Source organism: Mucilaginibacter sp. P2_A4, assembly GCF_056405015.1.
The window spans coordinates 201,217-216,914 of sequence record NZ_JBFUCX010000008.1; the positions used below are offsets into that span (position 1 = coordinate 201,217).

The window sequence follows — 15,698 nt, forward strand, 5'->3', positions numbered from 1 at the left end:
TTAATAAATTGTCATAATCTATATCAAATACCTATTTTAGGCGATAATAACCCTGTGAATAATAACACGTATTATGAATCCTTATAAAAAGACTATTCCTGCATTTTTTCTGTTTGTTGTTAGCTGCTGTAGCTTATTTGCCCAGGAGGCGAAACTGCCTACGCAGTGGACAACCGCTGCCATGCAAGCCGCTGTTCCACTATCCGAATATCCGAGACCGCAGTTGCAGCGTAACGATTGGCTATGCCTTAATGGTAAGTGGGATTATTTAGGTGGCAAAACCGCTCCAGATGCGTTGAGCCCCGAAAAACCGGCATCTTTTAACGCTACGCCCGATAAGATCCTGGTGCCCTACTGTCCCGAATCTGTACTATCGGGTGTGCAGCGGAAACAGGAGATTAATATGTGGTATCGTCGTACTTTTGATGTGCCTGCAAAATGGCAGAGTAAGCAGGTAATTATTCATTTTGAAGCGGTAGATCATGATGCCACCATTTTTGTAAATGGTAAAAAAGCGGGTACGCACGCGGGCGGATATGATTCATTCAGCTTCAACATCACCCCATATCTAAAAAAAGGGTCAAACAGCCTTGTTGTTGCAGCACATGATTTAAATGATGGCAGAACACCATCCGGTAAAAACGGTCCGCGCGGCGATTACACTTTTTCCTCGGGCATCTGGCAAACAGTTTGGTTGGAGCCGGTGAGTAAATCCTACATAAAAAGTATTCGCCTGCTGCCCGATTTGGACAATAGTCGCCTAAAAGTTTTGGTTAATACAGATGGCAACGCCAGGATCTCGGCTGTTGCGCTCAATAACGGAAAAATAGTTTCAAAAGCTGATGCAACCGGGGGGACAACCTTTTATCTGCCGATAGATAAACCTATGTTGTGGTCGCCGGACGCGCCTTTTTTATATGATCTTAAATTAACCCTTTATAATGCAGACGGCAGTGAGGCCGATGAAGTTAAAAGCTATTTCGGAATGCGCAATATTAAGCTGGGCAAACTTAACGGTGTGGTAAGGCCGCTGATAAACGGTAAATTTATGATGCAGCTTGGCCTGCTTGATCAGGGTTACTGGCCCGACGGTGTTTTAACTGCCCCAACAGAAGAAGCCCTGAAATATGATATGGAGTACACCAAAAAGGCCGGGTACAACCTCATCCGTAAACACATGAAAACCGAGCCGCAGCGCTTTTACTACTGGGCCGATAAAATGGGTTTGTTGGTTTGGCAGGATATGCCTGCCATCTGGTATCAGCATGAAGACACCACCAAAAACAGGCGCGTGTACCGCCAGGAGTTGAAAGCCATTATGGACGATCATTACAATTCGCCATCAATAATAACATGGGTACCCTTTAATGAAAATTGGGGAGCTTTTGATGTTAAAAATATCACCAATTGGGTAAAGCAATATGACCCGTCGCGGTTGGTGAACGGCAACTCGGGTTTTAACAATAACCCCGGCTATCAGAAAGCTTACGGCGACCCGGGCAACGGCGATTATGTAGATACCCATATTTACATAGGCCCTAACGGTGCTTCGGAACCGGATGCCCACCGTGCAGCATCATTAGGAGAATTTGGTGGTGTTGGCCTGTTTGTGCGTGGACATATGTGGCCGGTAGAAAACAATGCCTATGATTTACAACCCACCAAAAGCTCGCTTACCGACCGTTACGTTTTATTGCTTGATCAGGTAGAACAGCTCATGAAATACAAGGGCCTCAGCGTAGCCATATATACCCAAACCACCGACGTGGAACATGAAGTGAACGGTGTACTTACCTATGACCGCGCCGTTGAAAAAATGGAACTTCAAAGGATAAAAGAAGTTAATGAGGCCGTTATTAAGGAAAGTTATAAAATGAATAAGTAAAAAAGTTTGGCCGCTGGTTGGTGTTTTCACCGCAGCGGCCAATGCTTTGTGTATTGCGGTCTGCCTGCAAAAAGCATTGCAACCTGGCACTAACTACCTGATATTTGCTACCTCTTGCTTTTTATTATGATTCCGCTTAACTTTAATGAGGCCCAAAACCACGCCTAAACTGTTAAAAAAATTATCATGAAAAAAATTTTAATGAGCGCGGTTGTATTAACCGTTTTCGCACTATCGATGATGTTGTTTCAAATAAGTTGTCAGAAAGGGGCCATTGCCGATGTACCACAAGTGTCATCCATACATGGTTTGTGGATTGGCACCTATACCGATAATGCCAACGCCAGCCTTGGTAAGCAATATTTCAGTCTCATCATTAAGCCCGACGGTACCATGATTGCCGATACGAAGGGGGCTGGTCAGCAGCATTTAGCGCCAGGCACCTGGGCTTTAAAAGCCGATACCCTTACCTGTACCTACACCTGCGTTTACGGCATTGCCAGTAACGTTGGCGTAACGGAAGTTGCCGTAGCTGTTGTTGACAAAACCGGCGGGTTACATGGCACCTGGAAAAATTCGCCTGATCCTACCGGATCGGGAACTATCACCTTAGCTAAGGTTAATTAAGGATGAAAAATTCAGTCCCCGCGGGGTCTCTCAACGAGGACCCTGCGGTAGCGTAATGCTTGTTTTGTCCTCAGGGTCCTCTACGAGAGACCCTGAGGGGACATAAGGAATTAGCTTTCTTCAAGGTGCCTTAGATTAGGAGTCCGATTCCACTATGGGTTACGAAGCCGCTCTACAAAAGTAAAGCGGCTTTTTTGCTATCTGAACATAACACGCGCGAGCACCGGAAGGCAAAAACACGCAAAAATGAGACGATATGCGTGGACTTTGATACAATATGAAGATATCCCGGCAACGCTTTTACTTACTTTTACGATCTGAATAAATAATTATATACCATCCATGAACCAATCTAACCGACTTAAGTCATCGGTCTTACTGGCCTATACATGTTTGACCTATCCTGCGCATGCACAGGATAGATAAGCACCTGCTTACCCGCTGATCACCCACAACATCTACTTTAGCATCTGGTCAAATACCGGCCAACTCAACAACTCTAATCCTATACATGGACAATAATAAACTGATCACCAAACCGCATTACCAGATACTGGATGGTTTACGCGGTGTTGCAGCCATCATCGTAGTTACCTTTCACTTAACCGAACCGCTGGGGAGTGGTCATCTGGATATCATAGTTAATCACGGATACCTGGCTGTCGATTTCTTTTTCCTGCTGTCGGGTTTTGTTATCGGCTATGCTTATGACGACCGCTGGCATAAAATGACGATTGGCAGCTTTTTTAAACGCCGTATCGAGCGCCTTCAGCCGCTCGTGGTTCTGGGCATGACATTGGGTGCTATCGGCTTTTACTTCACAGATTCAACGCTTTGGCCGCTTATCCATACCGTGCCAGTTTGGAAAATGCTGCTGGTTATGCTCATCGGTTACACTATTCTGCCTATACCGCTATCCCTGGATATACGCGGCTGGCAGGAAATGCATCCGCTTAACAGCGTAGGATGGTCTTTATTTTTTGAATACATCGCCAACATCCTTTATGCGGTTTGGATAAGAAAATTTTCAAAAACAACATTGGCTGTATTGGTATGCGTTGCAGCTGTAGCACTTGCGCACCTGGCGATCACCAATGGGGATGTGAGCGGAGGCTGGACATTTAACGTGGAGCAGGTGCGCGTGGGCATTACCCGTACGATATACCCGTTCTTTGCCGGCCTGTTGCTTTCGCGTATTGCTAAGCCCGCCCGCATCAGGAATGCCTTTTTATGGTGCAGCGTTTTATTAGCGATGGTATTGTATATGCCGCGCATCGGCGGTGCTCACCATCTTTGGATGAACGGGATATACGAATCTGTTTGCATCATTATCATTTTTCCGCTTATCGTTTACATTGGCGCCAGCGGTGAGGTTCATACCCAAACGGAGAGTAGGATATGCAGGTTTCTCAGCGATATATCCTATCCTCTTTACCTGGTACATTATCCGCTGGTTTATTTTTATGTGGCATGGATCAGCAATCACAAAGGCGTAACTATTGTACAGGCCTGGCCTTATGCGTTAGCTATTTTGATTGGTGCAATTATCCTGGCGTATATCGCTTTGAAATGGTACGATGAGCCGGTTCGTAAATGGCTGCGAAAAAAACTTGGCTAAAAATAAAAGCCCCCCGGATTAGACAATGAGGTTGAAAATAATTAATTGTAGATTTTTCACAACGATCTTTATTTTTTAAACAATTGTAGCGTTTACCAGTGCCCCTACGTTATATGATATGTAGCGGTTATTCAATAAATACGCTTAAATTTATAAACCAATAAACTAAACTTGTCATGAAGTTAATTTACAACTGTACCTGTATCATAACTTGCCTGTTCATAATGAGTTGCCATAAAGATAAAAACACCGGAGATAAAACTACCGTTAAGCAATTAACCGCAGCCGACGCAGGCAGCACAGCTTCGGTTACCATGGGGCAAAGTATTTCATTAATTTTAGGAAACCCCGGTGATGGCGGCTACCAGTTTAACACCCCTCAGTATAAAAGTTCGGTATTAACATTGCAGAGCCATACACACCAAAATGGTACAAATAATATTGGCGATTTTGGTAAGGATATCTGGACGTTTACCGCAAAGGGAAGCGGCACAACAACGCTCGAAGTTACAGCCAGCCGCGGCAGCGGCGAGACTTTATCATTATTTTCCAATCAGATCACCGTAAAATAAAAACCATTAAAACTACAAAGTGCGGTCCTCTCCTTTGGCGCAAGCCTCCCCGGCTTGTCGACCGCATGCTAAGTATACGCCCTTCCTTTAGCGAAGCGCATTATATTGTAGAGCACAGGTTAGCCATCGCCAAAAAAGCCATCTGCAACGCCTGCGCTAAAATGAAGTAAAATATTTACCGTTCCCTTATCGGCTGTATTCGCCAATTCGTCTATTGATTGCGGCTCAACGACGATTACACAAAGTGATATCCCCAACTGTTACTACCTTTAAGCTATACAGATCAAAGAAAATATAATGCGGGCCGGCGGGATAGCAACCTGCCGGCAATTCCCTTAATTGTAAATTATGATGAACTTTCAACCAAAATGGTCTCGACGGGAGTTCCTGGCCGCTATCACTATAGCCGGGGCAGGCACTACATTAATGAATCCATTGGCAGCATGGGCCATCAGCGGATCAGACCCGGAGGTAGCCAGAATTGTAGCCGCCACCATCGGCATCGACGCACACAATCATATCGACGTACCGCTCACCGCGGCTGAAGTTCCCGGTCCGGATATCGACCTTACCGGTGAGATGAAGCGTTCGGGTTTATCGGCCATCTGCATGACATTCGCTGTAGATTATAAAAAATTACAAAACCCCGGAGAAGCCTACGAACGGTTTAAGAATGGCCTGGCTTCTATGGACCAGCAGCTGGCCCGCAACGGCATGAAGCGCGCTCTGAACCTTGCCGATCTCCTTGCGGCCCACAAAAAACACCAACCCACCGTGATCCAATCAGTAGAGGGCGGTCACTTTCTTGAAGGCCAGCTGGAGCGCCTTAGCGAAGCTTATGACCGGGGATTACGCCACCTCACACTGCTTCATGACAGCGATGCATCAGCACCACTGGGCGATGTTTTCACCAACCCCGCGCGTTGGGGCGGCCTCACCACTTTCGGTGCCAGCGTGATTAGGGAATGTAACCGCCTGGGCATTCTTGTAGACCTTGGGCACGCCAGCACAGAGACGGTGGCCGCCGCGCTCAAAGTGGCGAAACATCCGGTGATCATCTCCCATACAGGACTTGATACCCAGCTGGGACAAAACCCAAATATGGCCCGAATGATGAAGCCAAGGCTCATCAGCAAGGAGCAGGCTAAAATTGTGGCAGACACGGGCGGCGTGATTGGTGTATGGACACATTTAGCCGACTCCGCATTGGAATACGCTCAAAATATTCGTGCCCTGGTACATGTTGCAGGTATCGACCATGTTTGCATCGGCACCGATACCAAATTGACCTCGCCATATAGGCCAGCCAGTAACTTAGGCCCTAAACCTGGTGTTGATCCTGATGATCACCATGATGGGCCGCCCATGGATAAAGGTCACGACGGTACAGGCGGCAACGGTCAAAATGGCGGCAGGATCGGCGAGCGCACAAACCAGGTCTGGGCAGATCAGAAATCCGGTTTCTATTACACCGTGGTTGATGCCATGTTAAAAACCGGCTTTACTGCCGATGAAATAGGTAAAGTAGGCGGCGGTAACTTCTGCCGTGTGTTTGATGCAGCCACCGCGGGGAAGAGTTAACGTTTCGAATATTGACCAATCAATTTTCTGCCTCACCTGCCAAAGTCTCCCAAGCTGCCCGCAGGTCAATCATTCACCGTCCCCGCGGGGTCTCTCAAAGAGGACCCTGCGGTAGCACTAAAGCCGTATCTACCCAGAAGTTCCGGTAGTCTGTTATCCCCACAAAATCATGTGGTTTCTCCAGGTGGTAAAAGGCGGCGCTGCTGTGCGGATAGGTTGTAAAATCGGGGCATAAACTCCATTTACCACTTACCGGGTTATGATGGATATAATCAATCTTCTGATATAAAAAAGCCGTAGTAAAAATAGGCTTAGCATCAAACGAGGGTTCAAATGCTTTGTGTATTTGTCCCTTCGCTTTCTCGCGGTCGGTACAGGCGGAAGCAAGGCGATCAAGGATGATTAAATTATTGGTCAATTTTAGTCGTTCCACAAGTTCATAAGCCATAAAACGTTTACCATTCCCCATCATCTTGTTAAGATCGACACCTGTATCAGGAGTTCGCACAATGATATGCACATGATTAGGCATTATCACAAATGCATGGGTTTGTACCTTGTATTTATCCTGAATGAGTTTAATCCACTTATATACCATATCGTACGATTTTGTTATTTCAAACAGCGGAATCCAGTTGAAACAGGTAAATGAAATAAACCAGGTATCGTGTTCATGCTCATGTTTAGTTCTGATGGCCATACGTAAATATACAAACATTCGGATACCTCAGGGTCCTCTGCGAGAGACCCCGAGGGGACGAAAACAGGTAAATGAAATAAACCAGGTATCGTGTTCATGCTCATGTTTAGTTCTGATGTCCATGCGTAAATATACAACCATTTGGATCCCTCAGGGTCCTCTGCGAGAGACCCCGAGGAGACGAAATGTTGACCAATCAATTTTCTGCCTCACCTGCCAAAGTCCCCCAAGCTGCCCGCAGGTCAATCTTTTATGATTTATTAACCTGCCTATTTGGTTGTTTTACATTAAATAGTCGAACTTTGTTTTCATAAACCACCATGATTATGAGAACTTTAAAACTACTAACTACGTTGTGCCTTATTTTAGGCTTCACGGGCTTTGCTAAAGCACAAACAAGCACCGCCGATTTGGTGAAAGAATGGGAACGGGCAAAAACCTACACCAAAGAGTACCTGGATGCCATGACCGAAACTGGTTATGCCTTAAAGCCCACGCCCGAAATGCGTTCATTTGCCGAGCAGATGCTTCACCTTAGCGATGCCAACTTTGGATTTGCTTCAGGTGCATCAGGCGAAAAAAGCCCTTATGCCCCCGGCGCGTTGGAAAAATCAACCGACAAATCAAAAGCAGCTGTTACTAAAGCCGTGATGGAAAGTTATGATTTTGCCATAAACGCGCTTAAAAAGTTAACGCCCCAACAATTGGATGAGCAAATTAAACTTTTCGGCAGTATGGATCTTACAAGGAGAATGGCGTTTACCAAAGCTTTTGAGCACCAAACGCATCACAGGGGACAAACTACCGTTTACTTACGCCTGGCCGGTGTTAAACCACCACAGGAAAAATTGTTTTAAGCAACACAAGCAGGTTTAAAAAGCTTCATCTCCGCAGGCTTCTCATTGAGGGAACCCTGCGGAGTACTTTTCAGTATCTACCCAAATTCACTTAGTCTGTTATCTACACAAAACCATACCGTCTCCAAAAGCGGTAAAAGCCAACACCCGGTACCAAGTGCTAAAACGGCTATCTTAAAATAGTAACATTGCCGGATAGTTTTTGGTTGCCATCTTTAATATTAATGATGTAATAATAAACGCCTGGTGGTAATGGTTTACCGCCATAAGTACCATCCCAGGGTTTAGCATAGCCTGTGGATTGCATGATCCTGTTGCCATAGCGGTTAAAAACACTTACGAGGCAATCCGGATAATAAGAAAGATTTGGAATACTCCAGGTATCATTAACGCCATCGCCGTTGGGCGTAAAAATATTGGCAACGGTTATGGCAAGCGGCGGCAATACGTTAATTGTTACAATATTGCTCGTAGCAGGCAGCGTGCAGGCATTACTTACCGTAATGGTGCAGGTAACTTCGTCCCCGTTTTTAAAGATTGTACTGGTGAATGTACTTTGGTTTGAACCTGCATTGACGCCATTCACTTTCCATTGATAGGCCGTAACCGATGGCGCATTTTGAGTAGTAGCCGTTAAAGTAATGGCTGTGCCCGAGTAAACATCATTAGCAGATGCTGCTATTGCCACAGTTGGTGCCGGATCAAGCGCTGATAATACCCCCACAGTTATAACATTCGATTTTGCCGGCACCGGACCGGCGCAGCTACTGTTATTAGTGAGTGTGCAGGATACCTGGTCGCCATCGGCAAGGGTATTACTTGTAAAAGTTGCCGTATTTGTACCGGCATCTAAACCGTTTACCCGCCATTGGTAAGTTGGATTTGTTCCTGCATCTGTTTGTAACGCTGTAAACAAAACCGGGGTGCCCGCGCAATTGGGGGTAGGTATTGAAGCACTTATGGTTATGGCAGGCTGTGGCACCGCGCCCACAGTTAACTCCTGGGTAAGCACCTCGCCATTACTGGTTGCAGTTATAGTTGCTGTACCCGGGGCAACTATATGAATTTTACCGTTGATGATGGTTGCCACGGCGGTATTGCCGCTTACATAGGCAATTGATTTGGTACTTGTTGCACCGGGATCAAAATCATTATCGCAGGTTAATTTTAATGGGATGCCGCCAAATGCCAATAAGGGAGTTACTGTAAACTCCTGCGTAACAGGAGCTGCCGCAACATGCAATGCATCACCCGCCTGCGAAGCAGTAATAAGTGTAGTGCCGATCCCGGTAATATGGACCTTCCCGTTAACAATGGTTGCTACCTGCGGATTGCTGCTTGTATAAGTAACCGGAAAAGCAGAAACATTGCTGGTTGCCCCGGGACTGAAATCGCCATCGTTCAGGTGTTTAACTGGTGGTGCTACAAAGGCGATCTCTTCCTTCTGGTAAACCGTAAGTATTCGGGATACAGGAGCGGCTGTGCTATAATTACCATTACCCGCCTGGCTAACGGTAATGGTTGAATAACCTACACCTATCAACTGGATGTGCCCATCGGCAGTAATTATCGCCGCAGCGGGATTACTGCTGGTATAAATAAGCGGGGTTTCTTTATTGGTACTACTGGCATTTAGGGTTATCAAATTTTGAACAGCGTCGCCAAGCGGAGGAAAAGTAATTATTGATGGTTTAAGTGTGGTTAAACTTACCTGTATGTTTACCACAGTGCTGCTGCTCCCCCCTGCATTATGCGCGGTAATGGTATAATCGGTAGCAGGTGATATTGCAGTAGGCGTGCCGGTGATAGCTCCCGTTTGGGGGTTAAATACTAAGCCGGCGGGCACAGGCTTATCAATGCTATACCCCGTTAAAGTTATTTTTCTGATTTGATAATTGGCGTAATCCGTTATAAATAAATTCCCGTTTACATCAAAAGTCAATCCTACTGGAAAATTAAAGCTTGCCGCAGGACCTATTCCGTCTGCATAGCCTGGGCTTCCGGTACCTGCAAAGGTTGTTACATCGCCGGCCGGGGTAATTTTTCTGATGGAATGATTTTTATTATCGACTACAAACAAATTATCGGTTGCATCAATCGCTATGCCTGTGGGGTAATTAAAGCTTGCAGCTGTTTTAAAACCATCACTTTTACCTGCCGCACCACTGCCCGCAAATGTTGTAACAGTACCATCGGGGGCTACTTTCCTGATCAGGTTGTTTTTGGTATCGGCTATATACCCATTGCCCTGCTTATCAATTGTCAAACCATCGGGATTATTAAAGCTGGCTGTCATGCCGGGTCCGTTATTTGACCCGGCAATGCCGCTGCCCGCAATTGTTTTAACCACGCCGGCAGGAGTGATCATACGGATGCTGTTATTTAGCTGATCGGCAACATAAATATTCCCGGACTTATCAATTACCAGGCCGCCCGGCGAATTAAATGAAGCAGCAGTGCCGGTTCCATCCGTATTACCCGCAGTGCCGCTACCTGCAAAAACCGATACCACTCCAGCCGGAGTAATTTTGAGAATATCATTACTGGCGAAATCAGAAACGTAAATATAGCCCTGGTCATCAACTATTAATGCCGATGGGTTACGGGTGTGCGAAATGGTATGTACAACAGCCCCCTGCGAAATTTGCCTGATAGCTCCGCTGCCATAATCTGAAACATAGATATAACCTGCCGCGTCGGCGCCAATTCCCGATGGTAAATTAAAACCGGCATCCAAGCCCTGAGCATCATGAGTAACGGGCGCCCCCCCGCCTGCAAATGTGCTTACCTGTCCATAAACTCCCGGCAGCACCGGACCACCAGTATTTACAGGCAGCAAAGGTACAATGGGGTTATTAATAACATAAGCCTGGGGACTTTGATATTTAATGTCGGGGGCCAAAACAGTTGGTAATGCATTGCCTTTAATGCTGGCTATCGCAGCATTTATTTTAGGCGATAATTGGGCTTTATTATTAACACTGTAGCTTTGTAAATACAGGTAATTTTTATCTGGTGACTGCGCATAGGTATCAAAGAAGAAAATTATATTAACTAAAAACAGTAAAAAGTTGGTAAAAATTTTATTCATAAAAACCTCCTACACTGATCATGTAATATATGTACCAAAATATAGGTTTTTGGTGGATATTTGCAAGGGTGTTAATAAATACTTTTATTTAACAAACGCAGCCACAACACCATGAAACACAAGCCAAAAGACAAAAACATAATACCCCATCCCACTGTTTACCTTTAAACTATTTCTCATGACAGATCATACCACCTCAACCTGGCCAGCTTTGGATTTTCATGCCATTAAAGACACCATTGCTACGGTACACATGTATACTCAAATAGTTGGCAAAATAAGGCTGCAGAAGATGCCCTGGATAAACCATTCGTGGCAGGTAACGCTGTATGTAAGCCCCACAGGTTTAACTACGGGTAGTATGCCATATGATGGCGGCGTTTTCCAGATCGATCTGGATTTTATCAGTCATGAGGTGCAGATCATCACCAGTACGGGAATAAAACTCCATTTTGCACTTGGCACCCAAACGGTAGCCGGCTTTTATGGCCAACTGATGGATAATATACAAAAAGCCGGCGTAAATGTAGCTATTTACCCCGTGCCCAACGAGGTTGACCCTGCCGTGCCTTTTGCAGAAAATCATACACCCTGCGGTTACAATGCTGCCTTAATGCATAATTTTTGGCAGGCGCTGGTCAGGATCCATAATGTGTTTACTGATTTCAGGGCAGGGTTTCAGGGGAAGAACAGCCCGGTACACTTTTTTTGGGGCGCGTTTGACCTGGCTGTTACCCGGTTTTCTGGCAGACCGGCCCCTCAACATCCCGGAGGAATGCCCAATATACCCAAGGCTGTTATGCAGGAAGCTTATTCGCAGGAGGTAAGCTCATGTGGCTTTTGGCCCGGCTCGGCCGAATTTCCTCATGCTGTGTTTTATGCATACTGCTATCCTACTCCTGATGATTTTAAAAACCAGCAGATAGCACCACCCGAAGCATTTTATAGCGCCGAAATGGGTGAATTTTTATTAACCTATGAATCTGTACAGCGATCTGCCAAACCAGAAGAAACATTGCTGAAATTTATGCAATCCACTTATGACGCGGCAGCCAAAACCGGTAACTGGGACAAAAACCTTCAATGCGACTTATCGGCATTAAAAAACAGTTAACATACTAAGCACAAACCTCCATTATCAACCACCGATAGCATCCTTTAGCCATGCGCCAAAAAGAGACAACTGCAATGCTGCCGGTTGATTACCGTTGATGGTATGATCTGTAATGCTGGTTCCTTTCAGGATTCCGGTGGTGGTATCTATTGTCCAGGTTTCGTCAAGTACTTTTCGGCCGGCGCCACTGCCCCCGTTATCATCAAAATAGCCGATGGTTAATTGGTTGGCCTGTAGGGTTAGGATGACATAACCATTGTGCCCCAAAGCGATATTGCCTTTAACTACCTGGCGTTTACGCTGATCATAAAGAACGAGGTTACGGTTTTCGTGACTGGCTGGAACATTATTCCGTGGTTTTTTGATGCCCCCATCGGGATTATAAAGTTCAACCGGCATGCCACCGTTGCCTATACAGCGGGCAAAAATGTTTGAGCCATTATCAAGCTTGTTGGGGCCATATACCGAAAACCAGTGTTCGTGCCCCCACAACCACAGTATATCCCGGCCGGGCGACATCAGGGACGAAATAAATTTAGCCGGATTTGGAAATTCATCTTCAAATGCCGAAAAACACTGGTGATGAGACAGGATGATGATCCCTCTTTTATCCTCGTTAAGTTTAACCGTATTCTGCAGCCAATCCTTCTGTTCCGGAGTAAGATCAAGCTTTTTATTTGGGCTAAGGCCCAGGAACCCGGTTAGTGAATCATAACCTGTATCAAGCCCTATAATGCGCCAGTGGTCATTTTCAAGGCAAAAGAAACTCGCTTGCTGTACCTGCACCGGCAAATCCTGATTTTCTACATAGGTGCCCATATAGGGTAGCAATTGGGTAAAATAACTTTGCCCGTTTGAGTACATTTCATGATTACCAACCATAGCAAAACTGCCCAGGGTGCCGTAAGGCCAGGTACCGCCCTCATCGGTATTAAAATTTTCGGCAATCTCCTTTTCGTTGCCTACATAATAAGTATCTCCCAGGTGGATGCTGTAATCCTGGATGCCCGCCTGCTGTGCAATCAGCTGCGCTTCGGCGGTATCTGCGGCCCAATCGCTCAGCAGTGCAACGGTAACCGGATCTGCAGAGGGCTTTTGAATTTTAAAGATGCCATTATTACTTTCGGGATCATGGTAATAAGGATAGGGCTTAAACTTGTTTTTGCCAATGCTGCTAACATTCTTTTTTATCCACGCCCATTTATTTTCTGCTATAAGTCCATCCATGTTGTATGCCGGCGGCGCCTTTACAACGCTTTCCTTGATAGACCGCAAATTATTGGCCAGCGGTGTTGTACCGCTTAACCCTAAAAGTTCGTTTTTATCTCTCATATTAATGTGCTTTACGTATCACCGTTATATATGGACAGCCAGGTTGTAAAAGGAAGTAATACCGGCTACGCAATTTCCTTAGTTCAGTTCCATTTTTATATATGCCGTTAAGGGCCTGTGGTTATATTAATTATTTTTTACCCCAGCCGTTCTTTAATACCCTCATATAATTTGCCCAGCCAATTTTGTCGATATCATCGCGGCTAATACCGGGGATATGACTAATGGCATTTACCAGGTCCTTCATCATTCTTGCCCCGCCAAGGTCACTCGGAATGGTGGTAAATCCATCCAGATCAGACCCAATAGCAATATGATCATAGGTTCCTTTAACGCCATTACTATCGGGCACATCGCGTATAAATACCATGGTTTCAATTACGGCTTGTATACCAGGCCTGAAATCGTCATCGCCGGTAAGCCAGTAATCCATAAAAATTACGCCCAAAACACCCCCGCAATCTTTTATGGCCCTGATATCGCTTGCATCGGGCAGAAATGCGGCATAATTATCGGGCATATCCGGATTATGTTTTTTTGCTACCTCCCTAACCCCCGTATGTGCAAATACCAATGGCCGCTTTTTATCAAGCCGTAAATTATTTCTGTCGTAAATCATTTGCTTGGCTTTAGGGTGGCAATGCACAAGGTCAATAATAATCCCCAGTTCCAGCATTTTGTCAATAATGCCAATCGCTAAATCACCGTTATACCCCAGCGGGTAGGTGTTATACTTATCGGGTTCATAATCCAGTTCAAAGGCCAGTTTGGGCGGTACACCCCCTGATGAGGATACCAATATATTTTCAAAAAAGTGCCCTAATGTTATCTGGCAAACGCCTATGTTAAAAAAATACTCGAGGTTATTTTCAACAGTAACATAAGCAATTGGGTTATTACCTAAACAATGCGCCCCCTCAATACTATGCAGAAAAATAGTTGTCCCATTATTTATTTTATTCAGTATATCACTATAACTGGTTGCAATGGCTACATTTTTACCGCTCCTGATAGCAACATTAATATCCTCCGCAAACATGTTGATATAGGATTTCATTTGCTCAAACGAAGCCGTGGGGGTTGATTTATCTTCGATAATTTGTGGCAGCCTGCTGCATACAATCCGCAATAAACCGCGCAGCAACGTAAACAACACGTTTCGCATTTGATCTGATTCCAGCTCGGCTTCGGGCAGGTAATAAACAGATACCGCTATACCCACATTGCCCCGCTGCATCTGATCAATGTTTACAAAACAATTTTCGCTAAACTCATAATTTGTAGGATTCACTTCGTCATAAACATGGTGCGAGGGAAACAGCCAGGTTTTTAAAGCCGGATGACAGTGGATGTCAATTACTTGTTGTTCCATAGGATGCAAAGTTTAAAGCTTGTTGTTATTAGTATCTGTGTTAATTGTTTTATAATAAAATTAACAGTTGCCATTTTATCGTGCTTAAAACAGCTATTTAATACCTTTTTAAATCAAGTTCAGCTTAGCCACATCACGCAGGATATTTCGATATTGTACCTTCCTGCCGGCCAATTGGGACTGTAAAGGGGAACAGTGCTACGGCAAGGGATAGTACAGCAATATTTTATATCCTGGTTATTATCATCTTGTTGGATAATCTAATTTCAAATGGGTTCACGCAATAATTGTTAAGATGGTAGAGGCCTGGCTTATTTATTAACTAAAGCTATATACAAAAAGACTAAACTGCAAATGTAAATATCAAATAAACAGCTGTTTAGGCTAAATAATATATATTTATATTCAAAACATTCAATCGTCACTATGAATAACTACCGGGCGGTTGAGCACCTGCCTTGAGGACACACCTTTTCATTAGGTCAATACTCGATTTGAAGGGTCAGGCTAATTATCATTTTTTATAGAGCCATAGGCTCGAACATATTATAGCAACGGATTTTAATCCGTTGATCATAAACCAAAATGAAAAATGAGTGCCGTAGGCACGGCGTATCTTGCTTTAAGAGGATACCGACATTTTCATTTAGGGGATGCTAAATAACAGTTAACCGGGTATATGGGCCGAACCTATGGTTCTTTTTATAGGCTGCTTCTTTTCAACGGATTAAAATCCGTTGTTACAATATTAGCCGTGGCTACGCCACTGGTTTATTTAAAAGTATAATATTGATGTGTTCTAAAAAATTAAAAAAGGCCATCATGCCGATCTGCATCGGCATGATGGCCTCGTAAAGCGTCAACCTTACTGATGGGATGCTGAAATAAATTCAGCACGACTATTTGTTATTTTAACGAATAAGGCTCTTCGGAACACTTGTGGTTAAAA

At 44.8% G+C, this 15,698-nt stretch carries 13 protein-coding genes; 8 read left to right on the forward strand and 5 right to left on the reverse strand.

Annotated features, from left to right (window positions below; translation table 11 throughout):
* Positions 1-73 precede the first annotated feature (73 nt).
* From AC1DYB_RS16330 to AC1DYB_RS16350, 5 genes are all read left to right on the forward strand, one after another.
* Positions 74-1,885: a glycoside hydrolase family 2 protein gene (locus tag AC1DYB_RS16330; protein ID WP_477436477.1), complete on the forward strand. Its 1,812-nt coding sequence runs from the start codon at positions 74-76 to the stop codon at positions 1,883-1,885.
* A gap of 186 nt (positions 1,886-2,071) precedes the next feature.
* Entirely contained in the window at positions 2,072-2,512 is a 441-nt protein-coding gene (locus AC1DYB_RS16335; RefSeq protein ID WP_477436479.1) for a hypothetical protein, read from the forward strand.
* A 468-nt stretch (positions 2,513-2,980) separates the two neighbouring features.
* Positions 2,981-3,034, forward strand: coding sequence for a hypothetical protein (locus AC1DYB_RS16340; protein WP_477436632.1), 54 nt, complete (start codon positions 2,981-2,983; stop codon positions 3,032-3,034).
* Entirely contained in the window at positions 3,024-4,130 is a 1,107-nt protein-coding gene (locus AC1DYB_RS16345; protein ID WP_477436481.1) for an acyltransferase family protein, read from the forward strand. The genes AC1DYB_RS16340 and AC1DYB_RS16345 overlap by 11 nt, the downstream gene beginning before the upstream one ends.
* 176 nt (positions 4,131-4,306) lie before the next feature.
* Entirely contained in the window at positions 4,307-4,702 is a 396-nt protein-coding gene (locus AC1DYB_RS16350; protein WP_477436483.1) for a protease inhibitor I42 family protein, read from the forward strand.
* 119 nt (positions 4,703-4,821) lie between these two features.
* Here AC1DYB_RS16350 and AC1DYB_RS16355 read toward each other — a convergent pair whose 3' ends face one another.
* Complete coding sequence (locus AC1DYB_RS16355) at positions 4,822-4,959, reverse strand: hypothetical protein (protein ID WP_477436485.1); 138 nt, start codon at positions 4,957-4,959, stop codon at positions 4,822-4,824.
* Between the two features lie 169 nt (positions 4,960-5,128).
* On the opposite strand from AC1DYB_RS16355, the gene AC1DYB_RS16360 reads away from it, so the two are divergent.
* Entirely contained in the window at positions 5,129-6,283 is a 1,155-nt protein-coding gene (locus tag AC1DYB_RS16360; RefSeq protein ID WP_477436634.1) for a dipeptidase, read from the forward strand.
* A gap of 94 nt (positions 6,284-6,377) precedes the next feature.
* Here the strand turns inward: AC1DYB_RS16360 and AC1DYB_RS16365 are convergent, their stop codons facing one another.
* Complete coding sequence (locus AC1DYB_RS16365; protein ID WP_477436487.1) at positions 6,378-6,983, reverse strand: transposase; 606 nt, start codon at positions 6,981-6,983, stop codon at positions 6,378-6,380.
* Between the two features lie 326 nt (positions 6,984-7,309).
* On the opposite strand from AC1DYB_RS16365, the gene AC1DYB_RS16370 reads away from it, so the two are divergent.
* Positions 7,310-7,840 (forward strand): DinB family protein, encoded by a 531-nt coding sequence (locus tag AC1DYB_RS16370; protein ID WP_477392486.1) that lies wholly within the window; start codon positions 7,310-7,312, stop codon positions 7,838-7,840.
* Between the two features lie 169 nt (positions 7,841-8,009).
* Here the strand turns inward: AC1DYB_RS16370 and AC1DYB_RS16375 are convergent, their stop codons facing one another.
* The gene (locus AC1DYB_RS16375; protein WP_477436489.1) at positions 8,010-10,931 is read right to left on the reverse strand and encodes a T9SS type B sorting domain-containing protein; all 2,922 of its coding nucleotides are present in this window, start codon (positions 10,929-10,931) and stop codon (positions 8,010-8,012) included.
* Positions 10,932-11,109: 178 nt separating this feature from the next.
* On the opposite strand from AC1DYB_RS16375, the gene AC1DYB_RS16380 reads away from it, so the two are divergent.
* Positions 11,110-12,045 carry a DUF5996 family protein gene (locus tag AC1DYB_RS16380; protein WP_477436492.1) on the forward strand — a complete coding sequence of 312 codons (936 nt, stop codon included), beginning with the start codon at positions 11,110-11,112 and terminating at the stop codon, positions 12,043-12,045.
* Positions 12,046-12,069: 24 nt separating this feature from the next.
* Here the strand turns inward: AC1DYB_RS16380 and AC1DYB_RS16385 are convergent, their stop codons facing one another.
* Positions 12,070-13,377 (reverse strand): metallophosphoesterase family protein, encoded by a 1,308-nt coding sequence (locus AC1DYB_RS16385; protein ID WP_477436494.1) that lies wholly within the window; start codon positions 13,375-13,377, stop codon positions 12,070-12,072.
* A 130-nt stretch (positions 13,378-13,507) separates the two neighbouring features.
* Positions 13,508-14,749, reverse strand: coding sequence for a dipeptidase (locus AC1DYB_RS16390; protein WP_477436496.1), 1,242 nt, complete (start codon positions 14,747-14,749; stop codon positions 13,508-13,510).
* Between the last annotated feature and the right edge of the window lie 949 nt (positions 14,750-15,698).